At 60.6% G+C, this 25,566-nt stretch carries 26 protein-coding genes; 2 read left to right on the forward strand and 24 right to left on the reverse strand.

From position 1 onward, the window contains the following. Positions 1-75 precede the first annotated feature (75 nt). The 17 genes from AC4IHP_RS25380 to AC4IHP_RS25460 form a co-directional block, all read right to left on the reverse strand. Positions 76-636, reverse strand: coding sequence for a DUF1285 domain-containing protein (locus AC4IHP_RS25380; protein WP_490833034.1), 561 nt, complete (start codon positions 634-636; stop codon positions 76-78). 14 nt (positions 637-650) lie between these two features. Further along, positions 651-1,256: a DUF4823 domain-containing protein gene (locus AC4IHP_RS25385; protein ID WP_490833035.1), complete on the reverse strand. Its 606-nt coding sequence runs from the start codon at positions 1,254-1,256 to the stop codon at positions 651-653. Between the two features lie 181 nt (positions 1,257-1,437). Beyond that, on the reverse strand, positions 1,438-2,406 hold the full coding sequence (locus AC4IHP_RS25390) for a GTP 3',8-cyclase MoaA (RefSeq protein WP_041479439.1): 969 nt from the start codon (positions 2,404-2,406) through the stop codon (positions 1,438-1,440). A 138-nt stretch (positions 2,407-2,544) separates the two neighbouring features. After that, positions 2,545-3,183: a TetR/AcrR family transcriptional regulator gene (locus AC4IHP_RS25395; RefSeq protein WP_016770981.1), complete on the reverse strand. Its 639-nt coding sequence runs from the start codon at positions 3,181-3,183 to the stop codon at positions 2,545-2,547. 351 nt (positions 3,184-3,534) lie between these two features. Then, entirely contained in the window at positions 3,535-4,326 is a 792-nt protein-coding gene (locus AC4IHP_RS25400) for a TatD family hydrolase (RefSeq protein ID WP_116658525.1), read from the reverse strand. Positions 4,327-4,341: 15 nt separating this feature from the next. Then, complete coding sequence (locus tag AC4IHP_RS25405) at positions 4,342-4,698, reverse strand: PilZ domain-containing protein (protein ID WP_129997381.1); 357 nt, start codon at positions 4,696-4,698, stop codon at positions 4,342-4,344. Positions 4,699-4,740: 42 nt separating this feature from the next. Further along, complete coding sequence (locus AC4IHP_RS25410) at positions 4,741-5,724, reverse strand: DNA polymerase III subunit delta' (RefSeq protein ID WP_460120726.1); 984 nt, start codon at positions 5,722-5,724, stop codon at positions 4,741-4,743. Beyond that, positions 5,717-6,349: a dTMP kinase gene (gene tmk, locus AC4IHP_RS25415; protein ID WP_490833036.1), complete on the reverse strand. Its 633-nt coding sequence runs from the start codon at positions 6,347-6,349 to the stop codon at positions 5,717-5,719. Before tmk ends, AC4IHP_RS25410 begins: the two co-directional genes overlap by 8 nt. Positions 6,350-6,368: 19 nt before the next feature. Continuing rightward, positions 6,369-7,538 (reverse strand): endolytic transglycosylase MltG, encoded by a 1,170-nt coding sequence (gene mltG, locus AC4IHP_RS25420; RefSeq protein ID WP_460120730.1) that lies wholly within the window; start codon positions 7,536-7,538, stop codon positions 6,369-6,371. Positions 7,539-7,541: 3 nt separating this feature from the next. Further along, positions 7,542-8,357, reverse strand: coding sequence for an aminodeoxychorismate lyase (gene pabC, locus AC4IHP_RS25425; RefSeq protein WP_460120732.1), 816 nt, complete (start codon positions 8,355-8,357; stop codon positions 7,542-7,544). Continuing rightward, positions 8,357-9,601 carry a beta-ketoacyl-ACP synthase II gene (fabF, locus tag AC4IHP_RS25430; protein ID WP_038860467.1) on the reverse strand — a complete coding sequence of 415 codons (1,245 nt, stop codon included), beginning with the start codon at positions 9,599-9,601 and terminating at the stop codon, positions 8,357-8,359. The genes pabC and fabF overlap by 1 nt, the downstream gene beginning before the upstream one ends. A gap of 108 nt (positions 9,602-9,709) precedes the next feature. After that, positions 9,710-9,946 carry an acyl carrier protein gene (gene acpP, locus AC4IHP_RS25435; protein ID WP_003175607.1) on the reverse strand — a complete coding sequence of 79 codons (237 nt, stop codon included), beginning with the start codon at positions 9,944-9,946 and terminating at the stop codon, positions 9,710-9,712. A 196-nt stretch (positions 9,947-10,142) separates the two neighbouring features. Beyond that, positions 10,143-10,886, reverse strand: coding sequence for a 3-oxoacyl-ACP reductase FabG (gene fabG, locus AC4IHP_RS25440; protein ID WP_016770989.1), 744 nt, complete (start codon positions 10,884-10,886; stop codon positions 10,143-10,145). 16 nt (positions 10,887-10,902) lie between these two features. Further along, the gene (gene fabD, locus AC4IHP_RS25445; RefSeq protein ID WP_490833037.1) at positions 10,903-11,841 is read right to left on the reverse strand and encodes an ACP S-malonyltransferase; all 939 of its coding nucleotides are present in this window, start codon (positions 11,839-11,841) and stop codon (positions 10,903-10,905) included. Positions 11,842-11,964: 123 nt separating this feature from the next. Next, the gene (gene plsX, locus AC4IHP_RS25450) at positions 11,965-12,975 is read right to left on the reverse strand and encodes a phosphate acyltransferase PlsX (RefSeq protein ID WP_081932528.1); all 1,011 of its coding nucleotides are present in this window, start codon (positions 12,973-12,975) and stop codon (positions 11,965-11,967) included. Positions 12,976-12,979: 4 nt separating this feature from the next. Then, positions 12,980-13,162, reverse strand: coding sequence for a 50S ribosomal protein L32 (rpmF, locus tag AC4IHP_RS25455; RefSeq protein ID WP_003179396.1), 183 nt, complete (start codon positions 13,160-13,162; stop codon positions 12,980-12,982). A gap of 13 nt (positions 13,163-13,175) precedes the next feature. Further along, positions 13,176-13,703: a YceD family protein gene (locus AC4IHP_RS25460; protein WP_003204262.1), complete on the reverse strand. Its 528-nt coding sequence runs from the start codon at positions 13,701-13,703 to the stop codon at positions 13,176-13,178. 105 nt (positions 13,704-13,808) lie between these two features. Here AC4IHP_RS25460 and AC4IHP_RS25465 point away from each other — a divergent pair, with 105 nt between their 5' ends. Beyond that, positions 13,809-14,387 (forward strand): Maf family protein, encoded by a 579-nt coding sequence (locus tag AC4IHP_RS25465; protein WP_490833038.1) that lies wholly within the window; start codon positions 13,809-13,811, stop codon positions 14,385-14,387. An 84-nt stretch (positions 14,388-14,471) separates the two neighbouring features. Here AC4IHP_RS25465 and sppA read toward each other — a convergent pair whose 3' ends face one another. The 3 genes from sppA to rluC are packed head-to-tail and all read right to left on the reverse strand — an operon-like array spanning position 14,472 to position 17,094. Then, positions 14,472-15,461, reverse strand: a complete 990-nt coding sequence (gene sppA / locus AC4IHP_RS25470) for a signal peptide peptidase SppA (protein WP_076563808.1) — start codon at positions 15,459-15,461, stop codon at positions 14,472-14,474. A gap of 24 nt (positions 15,462-15,485) precedes the next feature. Continuing rightward, positions 15,486-16,148: an HAD-IA family hydrolase gene (locus AC4IHP_RS25475; RefSeq protein ID WP_217862820.1), complete on the reverse strand. Its 663-nt coding sequence runs from the start codon at positions 16,146-16,148 to the stop codon at positions 15,486-15,488. Continuing rightward, on the reverse strand, positions 16,135-17,094 hold the full coding sequence (rluC, locus tag AC4IHP_RS25480) for a 23S rRNA pseudouridine(955/2504/2580) synthase RluC (RefSeq protein WP_415761807.1): 960 nt from the start codon (positions 17,092-17,094) through the stop codon (positions 16,135-16,137). The genes AC4IHP_RS25475 and rluC overlap by 14 nt, the downstream gene beginning before the upstream one ends. Positions 17,095-17,793: 699 nt before the next feature. Between rluC and rne the strand changes: the two genes are divergently transcribed. Further along, complete coding sequence (gene rne, locus AC4IHP_RS25485) at positions 17,794-21,054, forward strand: ribonuclease E (protein WP_490833039.1); 3,261 nt, start codon at positions 17,794-17,796, stop codon at positions 21,052-21,054. Positions 21,055-21,184: 130 nt separating this feature from the next. Here rne and AC4IHP_RS25490 read toward each other — a convergent pair whose 3' ends face one another. From AC4IHP_RS25490 to AC4IHP_RS25505, 4 genes are read right to left on the reverse strand one after another with little or no spacing between them, the layout of a single operon-like run. Beyond that, complete coding sequence (locus AC4IHP_RS25490) at positions 21,185-21,781, reverse strand: nucleotidyltransferase family protein (RefSeq protein ID WP_490833040.1); 597 nt, start codon at positions 21,779-21,781, stop codon at positions 21,185-21,187. Further along, positions 21,778-22,758, reverse strand: a complete 981-nt coding sequence (locus tag AC4IHP_RS25495) for an XdhC family protein (RefSeq protein ID WP_490833041.1) — start codon at positions 22,756-22,758, stop codon at positions 21,778-21,780. The genes AC4IHP_RS25490 and AC4IHP_RS25495 overlap by 4 nt, the downstream gene beginning before the upstream one ends. Continuing rightward, positions 22,758-25,073 carry a xanthine dehydrogenase family protein molybdopterin-binding subunit gene (locus tag AC4IHP_RS25500; protein WP_490833042.1) on the reverse strand — a complete coding sequence of 772 codons (2,316 nt, stop codon included), beginning with the start codon at positions 25,071-25,073 and terminating at the stop codon, positions 22,758-22,760. Before AC4IHP_RS25500 ends, AC4IHP_RS25495 begins: the two co-directional genes overlap by 1 nt. Further along, positions 25,070-25,540 carry a (2Fe-2S)-binding protein gene (locus AC4IHP_RS25505; protein WP_016771000.1) on the reverse strand — a complete coding sequence of 157 codons (471 nt, stop codon included), beginning with the start codon at positions 25,538-25,540 and terminating at the stop codon, positions 25,070-25,072. Before AC4IHP_RS25505 ends, AC4IHP_RS25500 begins: the two co-directional genes overlap by 4 nt. Positions 25,541-25,566 lie beyond the last annotated feature (26 nt).

Consider the following 25,566-nt stretch of genomic DNA (forward strand, 5'->3'; position numbering starts at 1 on the left):
GCGTGTCAGTCAGCAAACTATTTGACTGAACCACCGCATTCGCGAGCAAGCCCGCTCCCACATTTTGATGCTGTGTCAGGGTTCCAGCCCGATGCGAAAGAACTCGCCGCCACTCCACACGCCCAACCAGCGCTGGCCATCGATCTCGCGGCTCACCGCCAGTTCCACCAACTGGTAAAACACATTGCGGTGAATCAGTGCTTCAAGGTTGCTGCGCACATGCACATAAGGCGCAGGCTCCTGGGTCTGAGGATCTATCTCGACACGGATCGGATGCTCAGCCCCCGCCTCGGCGGTTTCATCGACGTTGGTGGTAAAGCGCAGAACCTGCGCCTGGCCCTCGCCTTCCACTTCTACGGCAACCGCTATGAACGGCGCGTCATCGACCTTGATCCCGACCTTCTCGACCGGGGTGATCAGGAAGTAATCATCGCCGTCGCGGCGGATGATGGTGGAGAACAGTTTGACCATCGGCTTGCGCCCGATCGGCGTACCCAGGTAATACCAGGTGCCGTCGCGGGCGATGCGCATGTCAATGTCGCCGCAGAAATCCGGGTTCCACAAATGCACCGGTGGCAGGCCTTTGGTCTTGGGGATCTGCCCCAGCAGGTCATTGGCTGTTTGCGGGTCACTCATGGCGTACTCCTTGATTACTGGTCGCCGATCCCCAGCAGGCTGCGTGCGTATTGCGCCAGCGGCGGACCGATGAGGTCTTCGGGTTTGGAGTCATGGAACGTCAGTAAACCGCCACGACTCTTGATCCGTGCAGTATCAATCAAATACTGGGTGCTGGTCTCGATCAACATGATCTGAATCACGCCGCCATCGATACCGAGGCGATCCACGGCTTCCTGATCCAGCCACTCGTCGGAGTTGCCAATGCGGTCGTCAGCCTTGGCGAAACGTGTGTAGAGCAGGTAATGCGCGCCGGCATCCCGGGCTTCGCCCATGGCTTGGTCGAGGCCTTCCGGCGCACGGGCACGGCGGACCATCGGGAAGTATTCGACAAAGCCCTTGAAGGCTTCTTCGGCGACCACGTTCGGCCGTGGATAGGAACCACCCGGTGGCGCGAACGCGCCCTGGGCGATGAAGATGAACGAGTCCGGCTGAATGCGGATATTGTTCACCCGGCGGCTGTCGCTGTGGTCCAGAAACCCCGCATCGCTCATGTGATAGCGAGTGCCTTCGGCCATATCGCTGACATTCATGCAGCCGCCAAGTGCCAAAACGGCCAGCAGCAAAACCAGGCTACGCATCCTATTCCTCCAGAAGCCGGTGTCGGAAAACCGGCGAATGGCCGTTGGATGCAGCTTTTGCGCCAGCTCGGCAAATTCAGTGATAGAGGCATTCGCGAGCAGGCTCGCTCCCACAATTGAAATGCATTCCAAAGGTGGGAGCGACGGTGCGACGATTCGACCTGCTCGCGAAGGCGGTTAATCAGCCGCCAATGATCTTCATGACAGTAGCGCCGCCAGAGAACGCCACCTCCTGCTTGTCACCCAACGCCTTGACCAGCAAACGTTGCAGCGCCGGCAACGCCTGATGGCGCGGCTTGTCGAGCAGATCGCCGACATAGTGGCGGTTGCTCGACGACAGGCAGCCATGCAGCCAACCGGTCGAGGACAGGCGCAGGCGCGAGCAGGTGCGGCAGAACGGCACGCTTTCGTTGGCGATCACCCCGAAAGTGCCGCGACCGGGAATCGCGTAGCGTACCGCCGTGGCGTCCACCGGTGCGTCGGTCTGGGCGTATTCATAGCGCTCGCCAATCAGGCCGAGCAACTGCTCAAGGCTGACGAACTGCTGCAGGAAGGCATTGGAATCCTTGGCCAGGTGGCCCATGCGCATCAGCTCGATGAAGCGCAGTTCGAAGCCGCGCTCCAGACAGTAATCAAGCAACGGCATGACCTGATCGAGGTTTTGCCCGCGCAACGGCACCATGTTGACCTTGATCTTCATCCCGGCGGCGGCAGCCTGATCCATGCCATCGAGCACGCTGGCCAGATCGCCGCCACGAGCGATGCTGCGGAAAGCAGCGGCATCAAGCGTATCGAGGGAAACGTTGATCCGACGCAGACCGGCATCCACCAGCAACGGGAGTTTTTTCGCGAGGAGTTGACCGTTGGTGGTCAGGCTGATGTCGTCGAGGCCCATCTGGCCGACGGCAGTCATGAACGATTCGAGTTTGGGGCTGACCAGTGGCTCGCCGCCAGTGATGCGCAGGCGCTCGATGCCGGCCGCTTCGATCAGGTATTCGACGCCGCGTGCCATGGCTTCGGCCGACAGTTCATCCTGCGCAGCCACCAACCGTTTGCCGTTGGGCACGCAATAGGTACAGGCGTAATTGCAGGCAGAGGTCAGGCTGATGCGCAAATTGCGAAAACGCCTGCCTTGACGGTCAACGATCATGAAACACTCCGGCGAAAGAAAATCGAGCGAGCAAAACTTGACTGAGAAATCAGGTTTTAGCAAGCCCTAAGCCTGAGTATATTCCTGTGCTATTGCGCCATGTTGCGAAAACACGGCGCAATCAGCCCGCTGAATGACTTATGTGCTCGGCGTTTCCGGGTCGCGCTTGCGCTTGTTGCCCATGCGCACGCCGATGTCCATCAGGAACTGGAAGAAACCTTCCTGATCTTCCAGCACATTGCTCCAGAACGGCGAGTGATACAGCGCCACCGCGCCATGCACCAGCGCCCAGGATGCGCAGTAGTGGAAGTACGGCGGCACGTCTTCGAGCTTGCCTTCGCTGATGCGGCCCTTGATCAGCAGCGTCAGGCGTTCGAAGTTCGAGGCACGGATCTTGTGCAGCTCCTCGACCATCTCCGGCACCTGATTGCCCTTGACCACTTTCTCTTCGAGGCGGTCGAACAGACGATAGCGCTGCGGGTCGCGCATGCGGAATTCGAAGTAGGCGCGCGACAGCGCTTCCTTGTCCTTGTCGACATCCGCCGAATGCAGCAGCTCGTTCAGATCGCGCTCGTAGTCGAGCATCAGGCGCAAGTAGATCTCGGCCTTGGATTTGAAGTGCTTGTAGATCGTGCCTTTGCCGATACCCACGGCATCAGCAATCATCTCGACGGTGACACTGTCTTCACCCTGGTCGAGGAACAGCTTGAGCGCGGTATCGAGAATTTCCTGCTCGCGGCGACGAAATTCACGGACCTTACGAGGTTCTTTATGCATAAGAAAAAGGTCTGAAGGGTCAAAATTCGAAGCCGCGTATTATGCCTAACTTGCACAAAAAAGCACGGTTCATCGACCAAATCTGTGTTTCTTGTTCATTTTGAGAACGATTGGAGTGCAATGAGAACTCAACTGAAGCAAACGTATTCCAAATTTGTTTAAAAACCCCGACCGGCTCACTGGACTGCACGCCAGACTGATCAATACTTGAACTGTCGGGCGACATCTCCCCCAAGTGTCGTGCCGGTAAAGGTACCAACGGACCGCGTGCCTTTGTTTTACTCCTAATGGTCTTAACCCGGATTCACCCCCCAGAACCCGGGTTTTTTTTGCCTGCGATTTGGCCAGCCGTCACAGGGCAGATTTAACACTCGCCAGCGGGAACAAGCGCTTGAAGTTTTCCGTGGTCTGCTCGGCAAAGCGCTCGTAGTTCTCACCACGCAGCATCGCCAGAAACTCCGCCACTTCGCGCACGTACTGCGGCAGGTTCGGCTTGCCGCGATACGGGATCGGCGCCAGGTACGGCGAGTCGGTTTCCACCAGCAGGCGATCGGCCGGCACTTTACTCGCCACATCACGCAGGGCGTCGGCATTGCGGAACGTGACGATGCCCGACAGGGAAATGTAATACCCCATGTCCAGCGCCGCTTTGGCCATGTCCCAGTCTTCGGTGAAGCAATGCAACACGCCGGCCTGAGGCAGCGCCGCTTCGCGCAACAGTTCAAGGGTGTCGGCACGGGCGCCGCGAGTGTGGATGATCACCGGTTTGCCGGTCTGCTGCGCCGCTTGCAGGTGCAGGCGAAACGATTCCTGCTGCAACTCGGCGGCTTCCGGCTCGTAGTGATAATCGAGGCCGGTTTCGCCGATCGCCACCACTTTCGGGTGATTGAGTTCGTGCAGCAGCCAGTCCAGCGCCGGTGCCGCGCCCGGCTGCACATCCAGCGGATGCACGCCGACCGAGCAATCAACGTCGGCATACCGCTCGGCGAGGGCTTTGACGTCGGCGGCGTTGTCGGCACTGACGCCGATGCACAGAAAGTGTCCGACCCCGCGCTCGCGAGCCGCAGCGAGTGCGGCATCCAGCGAGCCGTCATGGGCGGCGAGGTCGAGACGATCAAGGTGACAATGGGAATCTACGAGCATAAAAAGGACTGCAACTTACATCGTATGAGTGGGACGGTCGGATTTCAGCGCTCCGGCCAGATGAGTTTCTATGCGACTGCGCGCAGTGTCGTCGCCGTCGTTGAATTGCACACCGACACCGGCGGCGCGATTGCCTTGTGCGCCTTTGGGAGTGATCCAGGCAACTTTGCCGGCGACGGGAATTTTTTCCGCTTCATCCATCAGGTGCAAAAGCATGAACACCTCGTCGCCCAACCGGTAGCTTTTGTTGGTCGGGATGAACAGACCACCATTCCTGATGAACGGCATGTAGGCGGCGTAAAGCACCGACTTGTCCTTGATGGTCAGGGACAAGATGCCGTTACGCGGCCCCGGGCTAACAGGCTCAATCATGTTCACCTCCACTGCTGATCTTCAGAGTCTAGGTACACATTCTTATCTTTGACCAGGCAATCCCACCCATTGCACCAACAATGCTTCCAGCAGCAAGGCCGGATTGAGGTTGGCCTTGCTCAACACTTTCTGCCGTTGGGCGAGAATCCAGTCCTGAATATCCAGCACTTTGCCCTGCGCGCTTTTCTGCGCCAGGTACTGCACGACCTTGCGCATATCGGCCAAGCCGAGGCCGGCTTCGTCCTGAGTCAGTTGATAACGCAGGATCAGGCTCGACCAGTCGCAGAACCAATCGAACAGGCGCAGCATCGGAATGCTTTTCCACTCTTCGGCCAATTGCGTCGGCGATTGCTGGCCCTTGAGCAACTTTTTTACGCCTTCGACCACTTTTGCACGCTGTTCACGTACGCCCTGGGATTGCAGGCTGACCGCCATCAGCGGCGAACCGGCGGCCAGCGTCAGCAGTTCGACGCGCTCTTCTTCCGCGCAATCCGGCAGCGCCTGGGCCAGCCATTGCAGACTCATCGCCTCGCCCGGCAGCGGGCAGGCCTGCTGTACGCAGCGGCTCTTGATGGTTGGCAACAAACGGCTCGGCTGGTGACTGACCAACAGCAGAACCGTGTCGCCGGACGGCTCTTCAAGACTTTTGAGCAAGGCGTTGGCAGCATTGATATTCATCGACTCGACCGGCTCGATCAACACCACTTTGCGCCCGCCAAGCTGCGCGGTCTGCACGACGAAACTGACCAGATCACGAACCTGATCGACCTTGATCGCCTTGTCCGCCTCTTCCGGCTCGAGAATGTAATTGTCCGGATGACTGCCGGCCTTGAGCAGCAGACAGGATTTGCACTCGCCGCACGCCTCAGGCGTGGGGCGCTGACACAGCAGGCTGGCCATCAAGCGCTCGGCAAGCGCACGTTTGCCGATACCGGCCGGACCGTGCAGCAGATACGCGTGGGCATGCTGACTGCGTCCGGCCAGTTGCTGCCAAAGGCTGTCCTGCCATGGATAGGCCTCAGCCACGGGCCAGCTCCAGCAGGTTGGGCAACAAGGTATCCAGCGACTGCTGAACCTTGTCCAATGATTGACCGGCATCAATGCGCACGTAGCGCGCCGGGTCGGCTTCAGCGCGCTTCAGGAACGCATTGCGCACGTTCTCGAAAAACGCCCGGCCTTCGAGTTCGAAACGGTCCAGGCGACCACGGGCACTGGCGCGGGCCAGACCGATCTCTACGGGCAGATCGAAAATCAGTGTCAGATCGGGCCGCAAGTCGCCCTGCACGAACGTTTCCAGGGCGGCGATGCGCTCCAGCGACAAGCCACGACCGCCGCCCTGATAGGCGTATGTCGAGTCGGTGAAACGGTCACACAGCACCACTGCGCCACGGGCCAGCGCCGGGCGAATCACCTCTGCCAGATGCTGGGCGCGTGCGGCGAACACCAGCAGCAGCTCGGCGTCCGGGTGCATCACTTCGTCGGCCGGGGTCAGCAACACGTCACGAATCCGCTCGGCCAGTGGCGTACCGCCAGGCTCACGGGTCAGCAGCACTTCGATACCGGCGGCGCGCAGGCGCTCGGCGAGGTATTCGCGGTTGGTGCTCTTGCCCGCGCCTTCCGGGCCTTCCAGGGTAATAAACAAGCCAGTCACAGGCAGTCCTTCATCAAAGTCATTGCGCGTTCTGTGGTGCAGCGGCGTCCGGTTCCGGGGCTGGCGCAGGTTCTTGCGGCGGCACTTGCGGCAGCGCCTCGGGCGCGGTGTTCGGCGAGGCCGCCGGAATCGCCTCATCGGTGGCCGGCGCGGTTACTGGTGCCGGGCTGGAACGGTAATCGGCACGGCGCTTGAGCTGGTATTCGCGCACCGCGTTGTTGTGCGCATCCAGATCATCGGAAAACACATGGCTGCCATCGCCACGGGCAACGAAATACAGGCTGCTGCCTTCCACCGGGTTGAGCGCAGCATGAATCGCTTCGCGCCCGACCATCGCAATCGGGGTAGGTGGCAAACCGGGAATAACGTAGGTGTTATAGGGCGTCGGCTCTTTCAGGTGGGCGCGGGTCAGTTTGCCCGTGTAGCGGTCGCCGAGGCCATAAATCACCGTCGGATCGGTCTGCAACTGCATGCCCAGCGCCATGCGCCGTACGAACACACCGGCAATCTGCCCGCGCTCCTGCGGAACGCCGGTCTCTTTTTCGACCAACGAGGCCATGATCAGCGCTTGATAAGGTTCGCTGTAAGGCACATCGGCAGAACGCTGCGCCCACTCTTTGGCGAGCACCTCGTCGAGACGGTCAAAGGCTTTCTTCAGCAGCTCGGCATCGGACATGCCGCGTACGAAACGATAGGTGTCCGGGAAAAACCGGCCTTCGGGGAACAAGCCCTTGTGGCCAATCTTCGCCATGACGTCGCTGTCGCTCAGACCATTGAGGGTCTGCTCCAGCTTTTCATCCTTGGCCAAAGCGGCACGCACTTGATGGAAAGTCCAGCCTTCGACCAGGGTCAGACTGTACTGAACCACGTCGCCACGCTTCCACGAATCAATCAGACCGTTGACGGTCATACCCGGCTGCATGCGGTACTCGCCGCTGTGAATCGGTGTGCCGGCAAGATTGAAGCGCCAGTAGACGCGCAGCCAGAACGCGTCCTTGATGACGCCATCGGTTTCGAGTTCAAGGAAGGTACGGGTCGGTGTAGAGCCTTTCGGTACATCCAGCAGTTGTTCCTGCGGGATGTTCAGGGGCTGTTCCAGCGCCGAATGAATTTTCCAGGCGCTGGCGCCCAACAGCAGCCCTGCCAGAACCAGTCCGGTTTCCAGCAGCAGCAAAAGTTTACGTCTCACGAATCAAGCATCCAGTAGCGCGCGGGCAATGGTTTGCAGTTTACGGGTGAGCGGGCCAACCGGCCAGCTCAGTGCAGCACAGGCGCGTACCGGCCAGACGCCATAAACGCTGTTGCAGACAAACACTTCATCAGCCCATTGCAGCTGTTCGAGGCTGATATCGGCAATTTGGGTGGGGATGGCCAGTGACTCGGCCTGAAACAATATTTCCGCGCGCATCACCCCGGCAACGCCGCAGCGCTTCAAGTCAGGCGTCATCAGCCCGCCGTCACGCACCAGGAAAATATTGCTGAACACGCCTTCGACGACGCGCCCGGCCTGATCGAGCATCAAGCCTTCGGCATGCTCGCTGTCCTGCCATTCGGCGCGGGCGAGCACCTGTTCCAGTCGATTCAGATGTTTGAGCCCGGCCAGCAGAGGTTGCGTGGACAAGCGGGTGGTGCAGGGAAACAGGCGGATGCCATGCTCGGCGTGAGCAGCAGGATAAGCCGCCGGCGGGCTGCCTTGCAGAATGCGTCGGCCCTGCGCCGCAGGGTCGGGCGCATAACCGCGCAAGCCATCGCCGCGAGTGAGGATGAGCTTGAGTACGCCCTCCTCCATCGCTGCCGCGTAGCTGAGCAGCTCACGGCGAATCAGCTCGAGATCGGTCGCGATGGCCAGACGCGCGCAGCCATCAGCCAGACGCGCCAGATGCCGATCCAGCAGGATCGGCTGACCATTGTGCACAGCAATGGTCTCGAACAGACCATCGCCGTAAGCCAGGCCGCGATCTTTCAGCGACAGCGCGTCAGCCGGTTGACCGTCGACCCAGCTGTCCATCAGCCGGCGAACCGGCGGAACGCCAGCGTACCGTTGGTGCCGCCAAAACCGAATGAGTTGGACAGCACGACATCGATGTCCATGTTGCGCGCAGTGTGCGCAACGAAATCGAGATCGCAGCCTTCATCCGGCTCATCGAGGTTGATGGTCGGCGGCGCCACTTGGCTGTTGATCGCCAGCACGCTGAAGATCGCCTCGACTGCGCCCGCTGCACCCAACAGGTGACCGGTCATCGACTTGGTCGAGCTGACCGCCAGCTTGTAGGCGTGATCGCCGAACACCGACTTGATCGCATTGGCTTCGGCAAGGTCGCCGGCCGGGGTCGAAGTGCCGTGGGCGTTGATGTACTGCACTTGATCGACATTGATCTTCGCGTCACGCAAGGCATTGGTGATGCAGCGCGCGGCACCGGCGCCGTCGGCGGGTGGCGAGGTCATGTGGAATGCATCGCCACTGGTGCCGAAACCGATCAGTTCGGCGTAGATCGTTGCACCACGGGCCTTGGCGTGTTCGAGCTCTTCGAGAACCAGAGCTCCAGCACCGTCGGACAGAACGAAGCCATCACGACCCTTGTCCCACGGACGGCTGGCGCGGGTCGGCTCGTCGTTGCGCGTCGACAGCGCACGGGACGCCCCGAAGCCGCCCATGCCCAGGCCGCAGGCGGCCATTTCTGCACCGCCGGCAATCATCACGTCGGCTTCGTCGTACATGATGTTGCGCGCCGCCATGCCGATGCAGTGCGTGCCGGTGGTGCATGCGGTGGCGATGGCGTAGTTGGGTCCCTGTGCGCCCAGATGGATCGACAGGAAGCCGGAAATCATATTGATGATCGAGCCAGGCACAAAGAACGGAGAGATCCGTCGCGGACCGGTCTCGTGCAGGGTGCGGCTGGTCTCTTCGATGTTGGTCAGACCGCCAATCCCCGAACCCATGGCCACGCCAATGCGCTCACGGTTGGCATCGGTGACTTCCAGACCGGCGTTGCGCACGGCTTGAAAGCCTGCGGCGAGGCCGTACTGAATGAACAGGTCGAGCTTGCGCGCTTCCTTGACCGACAGGTATTCCTCGACATTGAAGCCTTTGACCGAACCGCCAAAGCGGGTCGAATAGGCAGAAAGGTCGGTGTGTTCGATCAGACCAATGCCACTGCGGCCAGCCAGAATGCCCTGCCAACTGCTCGGCACATCCGTGCCCAGTGGCGACAACATACCCATACCGGTGACTACGACGCGTCTACGCGACACAGCACTCTCCTTTTTCAAATGACGACTTTGCATCAGGCCTAAAGAAAAAACCGCACGCCATGATGGCAGTGCGGTTTTTCCATGACAGCAAGCAACGATTACAAACTATTACGCCTGGTGGCTGGTAACGTAGTCGATTGCAGCTTGTACAGTAGTGATCTTTTCAGCTTCTTCGTCAGGGATTTCGGTCTCGAATTCCTCTTCCAGAGCCATCACCAGCTCAACGGTGTCAAGGGAGTCGGCACCCAGGTCTTCTACGAAGGAAGCGGTGTTGACCACTTCTTCTTCTTTAACACCCAGTTGCTCGGCAACGATTTTCTTGACGCGCTCTTCGATGGTGCTCATACCTTGTTTTCACTCCTAATGGACAAATTCAGGCAGCTGGCCAGTGGGTAAGTGTATAGAAAGCCTTTTCAGTTTTTCAACTGAAAGCTTCACTCCTCAAACCCTGCGACCCTCTGCCTATAAATAGATTGCAGCTTTATAACGGATTTTAGACAGCTCGTATGACATTTTTTTGAAGCAATCCGTCACATTTTACTTACATGTACATCCCACCGTTCACCGGGATTGTAGCCCCGGTAACGTATGCCGCACCGTCGGATGCAAGAAAAGCGACCACGGACGCGATCTCTTGAGCTTGCCCCAGACGACCCAGCGGAATCTGCGTCTGCAAGGCTTCACGCTGTGCTTCAGGCAGTTCGCGGGTCATATCGGTGTCGATGAACCCTGGGGTTACCGAGTTGACCGTAATCGAACGCGAACCGACTTCACGCGCCATCGCCCGACTGAAACCTTCCAGACCGGCCTTGGCGGCTGCATAGTTTACTTGGCCGGCGTTGCCCATGGCACCCACCACCGAACCAATACTGATAATCCGACCCCAACGCGCTTTGGTCATGCCACGCAAAACGCCTTTGGACAGGCGATACAGACTGTTCAGGTTGGTATCGATCACGTCGTACCACTCGTCGTCTTTCATGCGCATCATCAGGTTATCGCGGGTGATACCGGCATTATTGACCAGAATCGCCACCGGCGCACCGAACTGCTCCTGAATGCCCGCCAGTACCGCGCTGACCGATTCGTCGCTGGTGACATTGAGTTCGAAACCGGCACCCTGGATACCGTTTTCCTTCAGGGTCGCGGCAATGCGCTCGGCGCCCGACGCGGAGGTCGCGGTGCCGACAACGATGGCGCCTTGACGACCCAGTTCCAGCGCGATGGCCTGGCCGATACCGCGGCTTGCACCGGTGACCAGTGCAACTTTACCTTGCAGACTCATGCAAGTTTCTCCTGATTCAGGCCTGCGCTGCGCGAGCGGCAGCGAAGGCGTCTGGGGTATTGAGATTGGAAGTCGAAACGCCTTCGGCGCAACGCTTGTTCAGACCAGCGAGGACTTTGCCCGGGCCGCATTCGACCAGATTGGTCGCGCCCTTGGCGGCCAAAGTCTGCACCGATTCAACCCAGCGCACTGGCTTGTAGAGCTGTTCGAGCAGATCACGCTTGAGGGTTTCCAGATCGACCGGCACTTGAGCGCTGACGTTCTGCACTACCGGGATCTGCGGCGCCTGCCAGTCGATGGCGGCGATGGATTCGGCGAAGCGCTCGGCAGCCGGACGCATCAGCTCGCAGTGCGACGGCACGCTCACCGGCAACGGCATGGCGCGTTTGGCACCACGGGCCTTGCAGCCTTCGATGGCGCGCTCGACAGCCGCCTTGGTACCGGCGATCACTACTTGGCCCGGCGAGTTGAAATTCACTGCGCTGACGACTTCGCCTTGCGCCGCTTCGGCGCAGGCAGCCAGCACGTCGGCATCTTCCAGGCCGAGGATCGCGGCCATGCCGCCCTGCCCGGCCGGCACCGCTTCCTGCATCAACTGACCACGGCGCTCAACGAGCTTGACCGCGTCAGCCAGTGTCAGGCTGCCGGCAGCGACCAGCGCGCTGTATTCACCCAGGCTATGGCCGGCGACAAACGCTGGACGCGCGCCGCCTTCGGCCAGCCACAGACGCCACAGGGCGATCGATGCGGTCAGAATGGCCGGTTGGGTTTTGTCGGTTTGATTGAGCAGCTCTTCCGGGCCCTGCTGGGTCAGTGCCCACAGGTCGTAGCCCAGCGCAGCAGAGGCTTCTTGAAAGGTTTCGAGGATCAGCGGATGTTGCGCGCCCAGCTCGGCCAGCATGCCGAGGGACTGCGAACCCTGTCCTGGAAAGACGAATGCGAGGGAAGCAGACATGTAACAAGCCCCTAATGATCTTGTCGTCGGAAAATAACGCCCCGTTGGGGACGCCAGAAACTGACAGTTTGGATGGCCCTTTGAACCGGGCGGTCACATTTAAGCATTGTCCGACGAAAACGCCTAAGACAACAGTTCCTCCAGACGACCGTGGAGACGCTCGGGCAGGTTCTCCTGAATCTCGATCAGCGCCCGCTGAATCGCACTCTGAAAGCCCTGCACGCCGGCCGATCCGTGGCTTTTCACGACGATGCCCTGCAAACCGAGAAAGCTTGCGCCATTATGTCGCGCCGGGGCCAGGTCGGCCTGCAGACGCTTCATCAACGGCAGCGCGAGAGCGCCGACAGCACGCGAAGCGAAGTTTTTCTTGAACAACGCCTCGATGCGCGCCGCAATCATCGTCGCCAGACCTTCGCTGGACTTGAGCAGGATATTGCCGACGAAGCCGTCACACACCACCACGTCGGCCTCACCGCGATACAAGCCGTCGCCTTCGATAAAACCGATGTAGTTGATCCCGCGCGCAGCCTGCAACAGCGTTGCGGCCAGTTTGACCTGCTGATTGCCCTTGATGTCTTCGGTGCCGATGTTCAGCAGCGCCACACGCGGACGGGCAATGCCCAAGGTCTGCGCGGCCACCGAACCCATCACAGCAAACTGCAACAGATGCTCGGCGCTGCAATCGACGTTGGCGCCAAGATCGAGCAACTGGCAATAACCGGTCTGCGTCGGAATGGCCGCGACCATGGCCGGACGATCAATACCGGGCAGCGTCTTGAGCACGAATCGCGACAAGGCCATCAACGCACCGGTATTGCCGGCACTGACACAGGCCTGCACCTTGCCATCGCGCAGGAGTTCCAGGGCGACACGCATCGACGAATCCGGCTTGCCACGCAGGGCCTGGGCGGGTTTTTCGTCCATGGTGATGACTTCGCTGGCCGCAACAATTGTCAGGCGCGCGCGATCGGCAGCCGACTGGCCGTGGATCAGTTCTTCAAGAAGGGAGGGTTGACCGACGAGGGTCAGATGCAGCGAGGGTGTAGCAGACAGGCAAGCAAGACTGGCCTGAACAATGCTGCGGGGACCGAAGTCCCCGCCCATTGCGTCAATCGCGATGACTTGAGCAGACAAGTGATTACTCGTCAGCGCCCTTGTCGATCACTTTACGGCCACGGTATACGCCTTCTGGCGATACGTGGTGACGCAGGTGAACTTCACCAGTGGTTTTTTCTACAGACAGGGTGCTAGCCTCGAGAGCGTCGTGCGAACGGCGCATGTCACGGGCAGAGCGGGATTTTTTGTTCTGCTGAACAGCCATAATTGATTAACTCCTAAACGTTTGGGTCACGCTTTAACTGCGCCAATACACTGAACGGGTTGGACCGCGTTACCTCGTCCTCGCTCGGTTCGGGCTCATCTGCTCCCGCCGGCTGCTGGCATTCTTCCGGATGATGAGCAGGCACAATGGGCAAGGCGAGCAGAAGCTCCTCCTCGATCAGTGACTGCAGATCCAATGGATCTTCGCCCAGTTCCAGCACGTCATAACCTTTCGGCAACGACTGGGTATTCGCACCCTCCTTCACCACCGCGTAACTGCATTCGCTGTGGATCGGCAGGGTGACCAGCTCAAGACAACGCTGGCAAACCATTTTGACTTCGGTGTCGATAAAGCTGTGGATCACCACAGACTTACGTTCATCTCGTTCAAAAACGAATTTGGCCTGCACCGTACCGACATCGTCGGAAAGCGGGTCGCAGAGTCTCTTCAAATCGGCCAGCAGCAGTTCACCTTGAAGGGTGGTGCCACGGTCAGCCAATTTGCGCGGGTCAACGTGAGGTGGAATCGGGTCATTCAACATAGGCGCAGCATTATAGGGATGCACCCACCCATGTCAAAGGAAATTGTGCCCTGTCCGTCACTTGCGCGCCTCCGCTAGAATCCGCACTTGCCTCAGGAGACGTCCATGCTGCCTTTATTACTCGCTTCAAGCTCGACTTATCGCCGCGAATTGCTCGCCCGCCTGCACTTGCCGTTCGTCTGCAGCTCGCCCGACATCGACGAAAGTCACCGCCCAGGCGAGTCCGCAATCGAGTTGGTCAAACGCCTCGCTGAAGAAAAGGCCCGAGCCCTGGCGGACAGCCACCCTGCTCACCTGATCATTGGTTCTGACCAGGCTGCCGTCCTGGGTGAACAGATCATCGGCAAACCGCACACCTTCGAAAAGGCCCGCGAGCAATTGATGGCGGCCAGTGGCGCGAGCGTGACCTTCCTGACCGGCCTGGCGCTGCTCAATAGCCAGACCGGCCAATGCCAGGTCGACTGCGTGCCCTTCACCGTGCACATGCGCCAGCTGGATCAGGCGCACATCGAGCGCTATCTGCGCATCGAGCAGCCGTACGACTGCGCCGGCAGCTTCAAGGCCGAAGGATTGGGTGTGAGCCTGTTTCAATCGACCGAAGGCCCGGACGCCACCAGCCTGATTGGCCTGCCGCTGATTCGCCTGATCGATATGTTGCTGGTCGAAGGCGTGCAAATCCCTTAAAAGCAAAAGATCGCAGCCTTTGGCAGCTCCCACACCGATTGTGCAAGAGCTGCGGCAAACTGCGATCTTCTGTCCTTGAAAAATTTACCGCAACGAAGGCCCGTGGAAACCCATCCACATCGCCAACTGCTCAGCCACGCTGGCACCGAGCTTTTTCGAGAAGCGATCGAACGGCGATTCCTGCACGGTGAAGTCCACCAGTTCCTTCTCGCCAATCACATCACGCGCCACCGAACTGGCACTGCCCAAGCCATCGATCAGGCCCAGCGGCAGCGCCTGCTCACCCGACCAGACCAGTCCGGAAAACAGCTCCGGATGCTCCTTGTCCTTCAGACGATCGCCACGGCCCTGCTTGACGCTGTTGATGAACTGCTTGTGCGTGGTGTCGAGCACGCTTTGCCAGAATGCGGTTTCTTCAGGCTTTTGCGGCTGGAACGGATCAAGGAACGCCTTGTGCTCGCCCGAGGTGTAGGTGCGACGCTCAACGCCGAGTTTCTCCATGGTGCCGACGAAACCGTAACCCGCCGCCGTCACGCCGATCGAGCCGACCAGACTGGCCTTGTCGGCGTAGATCTGATCCGCCGCGCTGGCGATGTAATAGGCGCCCGAAGCACCAAGATCGGAAATCACTGCGTAGAGCTTGATCTCCGGGTGCAAAGCTCGCAGACGCTTGATCTCGTCATAGACATAACCGGACTGCACCGGACTGCCGCCCGGACTGTTGATGCGCAGGACTACGCCCTTGACCTTTTTGTCTTCGAATGCCGCACGCAGGCTGCCAACGATATTGTCGGCGCTGGCCGGTTCCTTGTCGGCGATCACGCCGTCGATCTCGATCAACGCCGTGTAGTTCGGGCCGCGAGTGGCGCTTTTTTCCATGTCCATCAGCGGCGTGAACAGCAGCAGCGCAACAAAAAGATAAACAAACGTCAGCAGCTTGAAGAAAATCCCCCAGCGCCGCGAACGGCGTTGTTCCTGCACACCGGCCAGCAAAGTCTTTTCCAACAGCTTCCAGCTTTTCGCGTCACCGTCGTCGGCACTTGCCTTGGCCGGTGCTTTCCATTCGTCGGTCATGCCATCTACCCCAGCAAAAACGTATTAAGCCCGCTGACCCAGCCAGGCGTGCAATTCAGAAAAACGGTCGATCGACAGGCGTGGCTCGAACTGCTGCAGGGACTCGATCGATTGCGCGCCATAACTGACCGCCACCGAATCCATCCCCGCGTTGCGTGCCATCAGCAGATCGAACGACGAATCACCGACCATCAACGCCTGCTGCGGACGTACGCCGCAGTGACTGACGATCTGCTCAAGCATCAGAGGGTGTGGCTTGCTGGCAGTTTCATCGGCGGCGCGGGTGATATCGAAATAATCTTCCCAGCCATTGGCCTTGAGCACGCGATCCAGCCCGCGACGGTTTTTGCCCGTCGCAACCGCCAGGTGATAACCCTGCTCGCGAAACGACGCCATCGACTCGACCACGCCTTCGAACAGCGGCGAAGGCACGGCTTCGGCAGCGATGTAGTGATCGGCGTAGTACTCGCGAAACGCGAGCATTTCTGCGTCGCTGATTTCGGGATACAGGGTGCGAATCGCTTCCGGCAAGCCGAGACCGATGATGCCTTTGACGGCGAAGTCATCGCGCAGCTCGAAGCCGGAACGTCCGGACGCCGAATGCATGGCCTCGACGATCCGATGGATGGAATCGGCGAGGGTGCCGTCCCAGTCGAAAATCAGCAGCTTGTAATCAGATGGGCGCACTCAATCGCTCCACGGTTTTGGCCCACATTTCGTCCACGGGCGCTTGCAAATTCAGCTTGCCGCCGTCGGGCAGCGGCACCGTCAGCATGTAAGCGTGCAGGAACAGGCGCTTACCGCCCAGATCGCGGATTTCCTTGGTGAAATCCTCGTCGCCATACTTGCTGTCACCCGCAATGCAATGGCCAGCATGCAAGGTGTGCACGCGAATCTGGTGGGTACGACCGGTAACCGGTTTAGCTTCGACCATGGTGGCAAAATCACCGAAGCGGCGCAGCACCTTGAACATCGTCAGGGCTTCTTTGCCCTCGTCATTGACTTCGACCATGCGCTCGCCGGAACGCAGATTGCTCTTGAGCAACGGTGCACGAACCTGCTTGATCGAGGTTGCCCAATTGCCCCGGACCAGCGCCATGTAGCGCTTGTCGACGCCATCGCCGCGCAGTTGCTCGTGCAGGTGGCGCAACATGCTGCGCTTCTTGGCGATCATCAGCAGACCGGAGGTGTCGCGGTCGAGACGGTGAACCAGCTCCAGCTCCTTGGCATCGGGACGCAACTGACGAAAGGCTTCGATCACGCCGAAATTCAGCCCGCTACCGCCATGAACCGCAATGCCGGCGGGCTTGTTGATCACGATCAGGGCCTTGTCTTCGAAGACGATCGAGGCCTCCAGGCGCTGCAACAGCCCCTGGGCCAGCGGCACCGGTTCGTCGCGCTCAGGCACGCGAACCGGCGGCACGCGCACGATGTCGCCGGCCTGCAGCTTGTATTCGGGCTTGATCCGACCTTTGTTCACGCGCACTTCGCCTTTGCGCAAAATGCGGTAAATCAAGGTCTTGGGCACGCCTTTGAGCCGGGCGAGGAGAAAGTTGTCGATTCGTTGGCCGGCATACTCCGGCGAGACTTCAAGCAGTTGAACGCCTGGAGTCGAAGGGGCAGTAGTTGTCATGCCGCAGATGATAACAATTTTTATGGAATTGAAGCACTTAATCATTGCTGCTATAGTCGCGAACGCCGCCAAAAGCGGCCTGGACAGCGGAACCACGGTCAACGACCGGCCCTGACCAACGCAATTCACCAGGGCGCGAGGCCGTCCTACGGGGCTTTCGCTACGTAACGGTGGAGTTTGCGGTTGTAACGAGCGCAGGTGACATGAGGCCTGAATTACACCGCCGAGCAGAGTTATCACTCGCCCGGCAGGCAACATTCAAGGCCAGTTCACAAAGTGCAGTCGACTGCGAATGACCCCGAGCGATTGCTTCGGAAACATCGCCTGAATTAGCCATGATGCGTGACCTCCCCTTTCGGAGCTCACGGTAAATGCCAACCCGCTGCGGATTCTGCGCGCGGCAGCACCCGAATTATCAGGGATACGTGTAGGGTGGAGATGCACAACCGCCGGACTGTGTAGCAACAAGCTTTGATCAAGACGCTTCATCTCGTCCACAGCCGCTGGTTGATTCCTCCTCCTGACTGAGTGCTTAAGTAGCCACAGCAAGCAGGACGCGTACGTCGCGGTATCGGCCCAATTGGCCGCACATCGCTGGACACGGGAATGGCCAACCACTCCCGACGCACCTGACACCGACCGTGAGAAGTCGTGTGTGCCGAACGCCGTTTCCGGCAGCCCGGAAACCGACGGTACTACATGAAAAGAATGCTGATTAACGCAACTCAACCCGAAGAGTTGCGTGTTGCACTGGTAGACGGCCAGCGCCTCTACGACCTGGATATCGAATCCGGTGCACGCGAGCAGAAGAAGGCCAACATCTATAAAGGCCGTATCACTCGCATCGAACCAAGCCTTGAGGCTGCCTTTGTCGATTTCGGCTCCGAGCGCCACGGCTTCCTGCCCCTCAAAGAAATCTCCCGCGAATACTTCAAGAAAGCCCCCGAAGGCCGCGTCAACATCAAGGACGTCCTGAGCGAAGGCCAGGAAGTCATCGTTCAGGTCGAAAAAGAAGAACGTGGCAACAAGGGCGCCGCCCTGACCACCTTCATCAGCCTGGCCGGTCGTTACCTGGTACTGATGCCGAACAACCCGCGTGCCGGCGGCATCTCCCGTCGCATCGAAGGCGAAGAGCGCAACGAACTGCGTGAAGCGCTGAACGGTCTGGTCGCTCCGGCCGACATGGGCCTGATCGTGCGCACTGCTGGCCTGGGCCGCAGCAGCGAAGAAATGCAGTGGGACCTCGACTACCTGCTGCAATTGTGGACCGCCATCAAAGAAGCCTCGCTGGATCGCTCCGCGCCTTTCCTGATCTACCAGGAAAGCAACGTGATCATCCGCGCCATCCGCGATTACCTGCGCCAGGACATCGGCGAAGTGCTGATCGACAGCGTTGAAGCCCAGGACGAAGCCCTGACCTTCATTCGCCAGGTGATGCCGCAGTACGCCAGCAAGATCAAGCTGTACGAAGACAGCGTGCCGCTGTTCAACCGTTTCCAGATCGAAAGCCAGATCGAGACCGCATTCCAGCGCGTCGTCGAACTGCCTTCCGGCGGCTCCATCGTCATCGATCCGACCGAAGCCCTGGTGTCCATCGACATCAACTCGGCGCGCGCCACCAAAGGCAGCGACATCGAAGAAACCGCCCTGCAGACCAACCTTGAAGCCGCCGAAGAAATCGCCCGTCAGTTGCGCCTGCGCGACATCGGCGGCCTGATCGTCATCGACTTCATCGACATGACTCCGGCCAAGAACCAGCGCGCCGTGGAAGAAAAAGTCCGCGAATGCCTGGAAGCTGACCGCGCCCGCGTGCAGATCGGTCGCATCTCGCGTTTCGGCCTGCTGGAAATGTCCCGTCAGCGCCTGCGTCCATCTCTGGGCGAAAGCAGCGGCATCGTCTGCCCGCGTTGCAACGGCACCGGCATTATCCGTGACGTCGAATCGCTGTCGCTGGCCATCCTGCGCCTGATCGAAGAAGAAGCCCTGAAAGACCGTACCGCCGAAGTTCGCGCGCAAGTGCCGATCCCGGTCGCTGCGTTCCTGCTCAACGAAAAACGCAACTCGATCACCAAGATCGAACTGCGCACCCGTGCCCGTATCGTCATTCTGCCGAACGATCACCTCGAAACGCCGCACTTCGAAGTTCAGCGTCTGCGTGACGACAGCCCGGAAGCTGCGACCAACCAGTCCAGCTACGAAATCGCTGCCGCCGCTGCCGAAGTCGAAGAAGTCCAGCCAGCTGCTGCGACCCGCACTCTGGTTCGCCAGGAAGCTGCAGTGAAAACTGCGCCGGCCCGTGCCAACGCACCGGTGCCGACCGAAGTTGCACCTGCCGCGCCTGCTCCGGCACCGGTTGCCGCACCTGAGCCAAGCCTGTTCAAGGGGCTGGTGAAGTCGCTGGTCAGCCTGTTCGCCACCAAGGAAGAGCCAGCCGCACCGGTCGCTGTTGCGAAACCGGCTGCCACCGAGCGTCCTGCCCGCAACGAAGAGCGCCGCAACGGTCGTCAGCAGAGCCGCAACCGTAACGGTCGCCGCGATGAAGAACGCAAGCCGCGCGAAGAGCGTGCGCCACGAGAAGAACGCGCCCCACGCGAGCCGCGCGAAGAGCGTCAGCCACGTGAAGCCCGTGAGCCGCGTGAAACTCGCAGCGAAGCGCCGGTAGCCCGCGAAGAGCGCGCACCACGCGCCCCGCGTGAAGAACGTGCACCGCGCGCACCGCGTGAAGATCGCAAGCCGCGCGGCGAGCGTGAAGAGCGCGTGCGTGAACTGCGCGAGCCACTGGACGCCGCGCCAGTCGCAGCCGCTGCAGCCGCTGCAGCCGTGACCGCTGAAGAGCGTCCGGCCCGTCAGCCACGCGAAGAACGCGCTCCGCGTCCGCCGCGTGAAGAGCGTCAACCACGTGCCGAGCAGGCCGCTGCTACCGTTGCTGAAGAAGAAGTGAACAGCAACAACGAAGAGCAACTGCCGGAAGACGGTCAGGACAACGCCGAAGGCGATCGTCCACGTCGTCGCTCCCGTGGTCAGCGTCGTCGCAGCAACCGTCGCGAGCGTCAGCGTGATGCCAACGGCAACGTGATCGAAGGTTCGGAAGAATCCGAGTCCGCTGAAAACGCTGGCGAGCCAAGCACTGCCGATCTGGCCGCTGGCCTGGCGGTCACCGCCGCCGTTGCCAGCAGCACCATCAGCGCTCCGGCAGAAGCCCAAGCCCACGAGCAGGCTGAACGCGCCACCGCTACCACACTGGAAACTGCTCCAGTCGAAGCGCCGGTTGTCGAAGCCTCCACTCCTGTGGAAGTGACTGCTGCACCGGAAATCGAAGTCGCCCCGGTCCGCGAAGCTCAGCCTCAGGTTGAAGCGGCTGCCGAACCAGAAGCTGTCGTGGAAGCGTCAGCTGCTGCATCCGAACCAGCGACCGAAACCGTCAGCGAAAACGTGACCAAAACCGTACGTGAAGTTCGCGAAGAGCAGACAGCGTTCAACTGGGTTGCCGAGCCGGCTGTGAACGAAGCTCCAGCGCCAGTCGCTGAAGCCGAAGTGCCGCAAGCCATGGTTTCCGAGCCAGTAGTTGCAGCAGCAGAGCCGGCGCCGACACCTGTGGTTGAAGCTCAGGTTGAAGAAGCGCCAGCCGCAGTCGAAGCGCCAGCCCCTGTGGTTGAAGCACCGGCTCCGGTCAGCGCCCTGACGCCAAACGGCCGCGCGCCAAACGACCCGCGTGAAGTGCGTCGTCGCAAGCGTGAAGCCGAGCGTCTGCAGAAGGAAGCCGAACTGGCTGCCGCTGCGGCCCCTGTGGCTGCCGAACCAGCCCCTGCGGCTGAAGTGGTCGAGGCAGCCCCTGCCCCGGTCGCTGAAGAAGCATCGGTTGAAGCGGTGATCGCTGAAGCACCACGCTCCGTTCAGGACGCGGTAGAGCAGCGTGAAGAAGCTCAGGAAAAAGAACACGAGCCTAAACCACTCGTGTAATTCCTGAAGCCATTAAAAAGCCCCGCCTGGTGAAAGCCTGGCGGGGCTTTTTTATGCATGAAATTCCAGCATCATCCGGAACCTTTGTGGGAGCAAACCTGCTCGCTCCCACAAGGCATTTCAACACGGCTCAGGGCTGAGGAAATACCAGAGATTCAGGCACATCGATATCCCACAACACACCAGGATCATCCACCGCCACTTCCACCACCCGTCCCTGCGCAAACAACGGCCGTGCACCACGATCACCGGTCAGCGCCTGCAACTGCGCGCCAAACGAACGACCAAACCCTACCGGATGGCCAAACTCGCCATCCAGCACCGGCACGCTCACCGCGTCATCAGCCATCGCCGCGACCACTCGTTCGAAACTCGATGGCAGGATAAACGGCATATCGCCGAGCACAATCAACCAGCCATCAGCGTCTGGGCAAGCGGCAACACCTGCGGCAATGCTGTCGCCCATGCCGGTCGATTCGATCGACACCACGTCGCAGCCGTAAGCCAGGGCCATGCGCATCGCCTGCGGTCGCACTTCGGTGGTGACCAGTACACGTTTGTCGAGACTGGCCGGCAGGTTCACCAGCACCTGCTCGACTACCGAGCGAACCGCGCCGTCGCGCCCGGTGCAATCAGCGAGCAATTTGTCTTTGTCTGGCCCGGCGATCTGGCGAAAACGATTGCCCTCGCCCGCCGCCAGCACGATCACTGCGATGGATTGGCTCATGCACCCTCCAGCGGTTTTTTCTGCTTCAACTCCACACCGTTCTTGATCGCAACAATTTCCGCCAGCAAGGACAAGGCGATCTCTGCCGGCGAATGACTACCGATGTGCAGGCCGATCGGCCCGTGCAAGCGATCAATCGACGCTTGCGACAAGCCTAGCTGAGCGAGGTTTTCCCGGCGCTTCTGACTGTTGACGCGCGAGCCAAGCGCGCCGACGTAAAACGCCGGCGAGTCGAGCGCGGTGAGCAAAGCCATGTCATCCAGGCGAGGATCGTGGGTCAAGGCGACAATCGCCGTGCGTTCGTCGGTCTGGATGTTCAACACCGCCTCGTCCGGCATACCGGGAACGAAACGGCCATGCTGCTCTTCCCAGCCGTAAACGAATTCGGTGCGCGGATCGCAGATCAGCACTTCAAAATCCAGCAGCCGCGCCATGTCGGCAACGTAGCGCGACAACTGCCCGGCGCCGATCAACAACAGGCGCCAGCGCGGGCCGTAAATCGCTCGCAGGACGTTGCCGTCGAATACCAGCGAGTCGGATTTAGTGGCCGGTGCCAGCAGTACCGCGCCGGTTTCGATGTTCAATTCCCGGGCAACGATTTCGTGGTTTTCGCAACGCTGCAGCAGCTCGGCCACCCACGCCGGGTCACCGACGCGCTCTTCGGTCAGGCGCAAAGTGCCGCCGCAAGGCAGACCGAAACGCGCGGCCTCCTCACGGGTCACGCCGTAGGTAATCATCTGCACTGGTGGACCATCGGCGGCGATGCGACCGTCGTGCAGCCGCGCGATCAAGTCATCCTCGACACAGCCGCCCGACACCGAACCGATCACCACGCCGTCCTCGCGCAAGGCAAGCATGGCGCCGGGCGAGCGCGGCGCGGTGCCCCAGGTCTGCACCACGCTGAACAGCACCACCCGCTGTCCGGCGCGGCGCCACTCGAGGACGCTGCGCAGGACGTTGAGATCGACGCTGTCCATTACGCTTGCGCCTTCTGCCAGCCTTGCAACTGATACCGCACCGGCAGATTGCGAATGCGCTTGCCGGTGGCGGCGAAGATCGCATTGCACAGCGCCGGGGCAATCGGCGGCACACCCGGCTCACCAACGCCACCCAACGGCACGTCACCCGGCGGCGTGACCAGATGCACCGCAACTTCCTTCGGCGCCAGCGACATGCGCGCGACTTCGTACATATGGAAGTTGTCCTGCTGCACCTTGCCATCCTTGAAGCTGATCTCGCCGAGCACGGCGTTGCCCAGGCCCATGACGCAGGCGCCTTCGAACTGCGAACGGATACGCTCAGGGTTGATCTGCGGCCCGCAGTCCACGGCGATGTCGGCCTTGTGCACGATCAGCGAACCGTCGTCCTTGACCTCGACTTCGATCACTGCCGCCACATAGGTGACGAAGCTGTAATGCACCGCCAGACCGAGGCCACGGCCCTTGGGCAATTTTCGCCCCCAACCGGCGGCCTGGGCGGCAGTTTCCAGCACCGAGCGCATGCGCCCGGTGTCGATCGGGTAACGCTCGGGCGACTCGCCGTAGTTCCACTCTTCGCTCAAGGTGCGTGGATCGATCTGCCGGTCCGGGCCGAGCAGTTTGATCTGGTACTTGAGCGGATCTTCACCGGCCTTGTGCGCCAGTTCGTCGACGAAGCTCTGAATCGCAAAGCCGTGGGGAATGTTCGAGACCGAGCGATACCAGCCGACCCGCGTGTGTACCTTGGCTTCAGGGTTTTCCAGGCGCACGTTGGGAATCGCGTAGGCCATGTTGGTGAAGCCCATGCCCAGCTCGAACGCCGCCTCATGGTTCATATCCGGCGCAAACAACGCGGTGATGCTCGGCGCCACGGTGCGATGCAGCCAACCGGACGGCATGCCGTTCTTGTCGATGCCCGCCTTCAGATATTCCGCCGACACGGTGTGGAAATACGAATTGTGGATGTCGTCTTCGCGCATCCATTGCACCCGTACTGCCTTGCCCGGAAACTCCTTGGCGAGAATCGCCGCTTCAACGACGAAGTCTGGTTTCGACTTGCGCCCGAACCCACCGCCCAGCAGCGTTACGTTGACGGTGACCTTTTCGAACGGCACGCCCAGACGCTCGGCGATGCGCTCACGGGTGACCTGCGGTGCCTGGCTCGGCGCCCAGGCTTCGCAGACGCCGTCCTTGAATCGCGCGATGGCCACCATCGGTTCCATCGGCGCCTGCGCCAGGTGCGGCAGGTAATACGACGCTTCGAGGGTGCTGGCGGCGCCGCTCAAGGCCTTGTCGATATCACCGGTGTTGCGCACCACTTTGCCGGCCTTCAGCGACGCGGCTTCAAGCTCTTTGCGATAGGCAATCGAGTCATAACTGGCATTCGGGCCGTCATCCCACTCGATCTTCAGCGCCTCGCGGCCCTTGATCGCCGCCCAAGTGTTGCTGGCCACAACCGCGACGCCGCCCAGCGGCTGGAACTCCGATGGCAATGGCCGGCCTTCGATCTGCATGACTTTCAGCACGCCGGGGACTTTCAGCGCGGCGCTGTCATCGAGGCTTTTGACCTTGCCGCCATACACCGCCGGGCGGGCGATGGTGGCGTAGAGCATGCCGTCGAAATGCACGTCGGCGCCGTACACTGCGCGGCCATTGACGATATCGGCACCGTCGATGGCCTTGGTGCCTTCCTTGCCGATGTAGCGAAATTCCGACGGCTGCTTGAGACGGAGGCTGTCACGCGCCGGTACTGCCAGCGCACTGGCCGCAGCGGCGAGTTCGCCGTAGCCCAGTTCACGGCCGGACGGTTTGTGAATGACCTTGTGCAGTTGCGCATGGCATTCGCCGACTGGCACTTTCCACTGCGCAGCGGCCGCCTGTTCGAGCATGGTCCGCGCGGCGGCGCCGCAACGACGCATCGGTTCGTACCAGTGACGCATGCTGCGCGAACCGTCGGTATCCTGGTTGCCGAAGCGCACTTCGTCACCCGGCGCCTGCTGCACTTTGACCTGCGCCCAATCGGCTTCCAGCTCATCGGCAACGACCATGCTCAGACTGGTGCGCACGCCCTGGCCCATTTCCGAACGGTTGCACACCACGGTGACACTGCCATCGGCAGCAATGCTCACGTAGACCTTGGGATCGTCGATCCAGCCATTGGGCATGCCGTCGGCGCCAAACTTCTTGTCATCGGCCAGCGCATCCTGCCAGCCCCAGCTCGCGGCGAGGACCAGCGCACTGGTAGCGCCGACGCCTTTGAGAAAACCACGGCGGCTGAGATTGCTCAGGGCGAAATCATTCGGGACGCGGCTCATGCCTTCACCTCCTTCAGGTGGGTGGAGGCCTGGCGGATCGCGGTTTTGATTCGGTTGTAGGTGCCGCAGCGGCAGATGTTGCCGACCATGGCTTCTTCGATCTGCTCGTCGCTCGGGTTGGGGTTGGTTTTCAACAGAGCGGTGGCCGACATGATCTGCCCGCCCTGGCAATAACCACATTGGGCCACGGCGCTGTCGAGCCAGGCTTGCTGCACGACCTTGCCTACCGGGTCGGCGTGGAGATTATCGATAGTGGTGACGTTCTGGCCGATCACCGAGCCGATCGGCGTGATGCAACTGCGAGCCGGCAAACCGTCGATATGGATGGTGCAGGCGCCGCACAGGCCCATGCCGCAACCGAATTTGGTGCCGTTGTAACCGGCGACGTCACGAATCGCCCAAAGCAGCGGCATGTCTTCGGTGACGTCGAGGGAGTGGTCTTGACCGTTGAGTTTCAGGGTAATCATGGGCACGCCCGCATATTTTTTAGTGG

This window comes from Pseudomonas sp. UF-293 (assembly GCF_058245595.1).

What these genes read in the sequence shown, in the direction of transcription:
- AC4IHP_RS25390 (WP_041479439.1), bottom strand. Translation starts at nt 2,406, where the DNA reads ATGATCGTTGACCGTCAAGGCAGGCGTTTTCGCAATTTGCGCATCAGC.
- fabD (WP_490833037.1), bottom strand. Translation starts at nt 11,841, where the DNA reads ATGTCTGCTTCCCTCGCATTCGTCTTTCCAGGACAGGGTTCGCAGTCC.
- AC4IHP_RS25460 (WP_003204262.1), bottom strand. Translation starts at nt 13,703, where the DNA reads ATGTTGAATGACCCGATTCCACCTCACGTTGACCCGCGCAAATTGGCT.
- rne (WP_490833039.1), top strand. Translation starts at nt 17,794, where the DNA reads ATGAAAAGAATGCTGATTAACGCAACTCAACCCGAAGAGTTGCGTGTT.
- AC4IHP_RS25405 (WP_129997381.1), bottom strand. Translation starts at nt 4,698, where the DNA reads ATGATTGAGCCTGTTAGCCCGGGGCCGCGTAACGGCATCTTGTCCCTG.
- AC4IHP_RS25385 (WP_490833035.1), bottom strand. Translation starts at nt 1,256, where the DNA reads ATGCGTAGCCTGGTTTTGCTGCTGGCCGTTTTGGCACTTGGCGGCTGC.
- acpP (WP_003175607.1), bottom strand. Translation starts at nt 9,946, where the DNA reads ATGAGCACCATCGAAGAGCGCGTCAAGAAAATCGTTGCCGAGCAACTG.
- AC4IHP_RS25395 (WP_016770981.1), bottom strand. Translation starts at nt 3,183, where the DNA reads ATGCATAAAGAACCTCGTAAGGTCCGTGAATTTCGTCGCCGCGAGCAG.
- rluC (WP_415761807.1), bottom strand. Translation starts at nt 17,094, where the DNA reads ATGACAACTACTGCCCCTTCGACTCCAGGCGTTCAACTGCTTGAAGTC.
- AC4IHP_RS25490 (WP_490833040.1), bottom strand. Translation starts at nt 21,781, where the DNA reads ATGAGCCAATCCATCGCAGTGATCGTGCTGGCGGCGGGCGAGGGCAAT.
- pabC (WP_460120732.1), bottom strand. Translation starts at nt 8,357, where the DNA reads ATGGACAGCTGGGTCGACGGTCAACCGGCTGACGCGCTGTCGCTGAAA.
- AC4IHP_RS25380 (WP_490833034.1), bottom strand. Translation starts at nt 636, where the DNA reads ATGAGTGACCCGCAAACAGCCAATGACCTGCTGGGGCAGATCCCCAAG.
- AC4IHP_RS25465 (WP_490833038.1), top strand. Translation starts at nt 13,809, where the DNA reads ATGCTGCCTTTATTACTCGCTTCAAGCTCGACTTATCGCCGCGAATTG.
- fabG (WP_016770989.1), bottom strand. Translation starts at nt 10,886, where the DNA reads ATGAGTCTGCAAGGTAAAGTTGCACTGGTCACCGGTGCAAGCCGCGGT.
- AC4IHP_RS25500 (WP_490833042.1), bottom strand. Translation starts at nt 25,073, where the DNA reads ATGAGCCGCGTCCCGAATGATTTCGCCCTGAGCAATCTCAGCCGCCGT.
- sppA (WP_076563808.1), bottom strand. Translation starts at nt 15,461, where the DNA reads ATGACCGACGAATGGAAAGCACCGGCCAAGGCAAGTGCCGACGACGGT.
- AC4IHP_RS25400 (WP_116658525.1), bottom strand. Translation starts at nt 4,326, where the DNA reads ATGCTCGTAGATTCCCATTGTCACCTTGATCGTCTCGACCTCGCCGCC.
- rpmF (WP_003179396.1), bottom strand. Translation starts at nt 13,162, where the DNA reads ATGGCTGTTCAGCAGAACAAAAAATCCCGCTCTGCCCGTGACATGCGC.
- AC4IHP_RS25505 (WP_016771000.1), bottom strand. Translation starts at nt 25,540, where the DNA reads ATGATTACCCTGAAACTCAACGGTCAAGACCACTCCCTCGACGTCACC.
- AC4IHP_RS25495 (WP_490833041.1), bottom strand. Translation starts at nt 22,758, where the DNA reads ATGGACAGCGTCGATCTCAACGTCCTGCGCAGCGTCCTCGAGTGGCGC.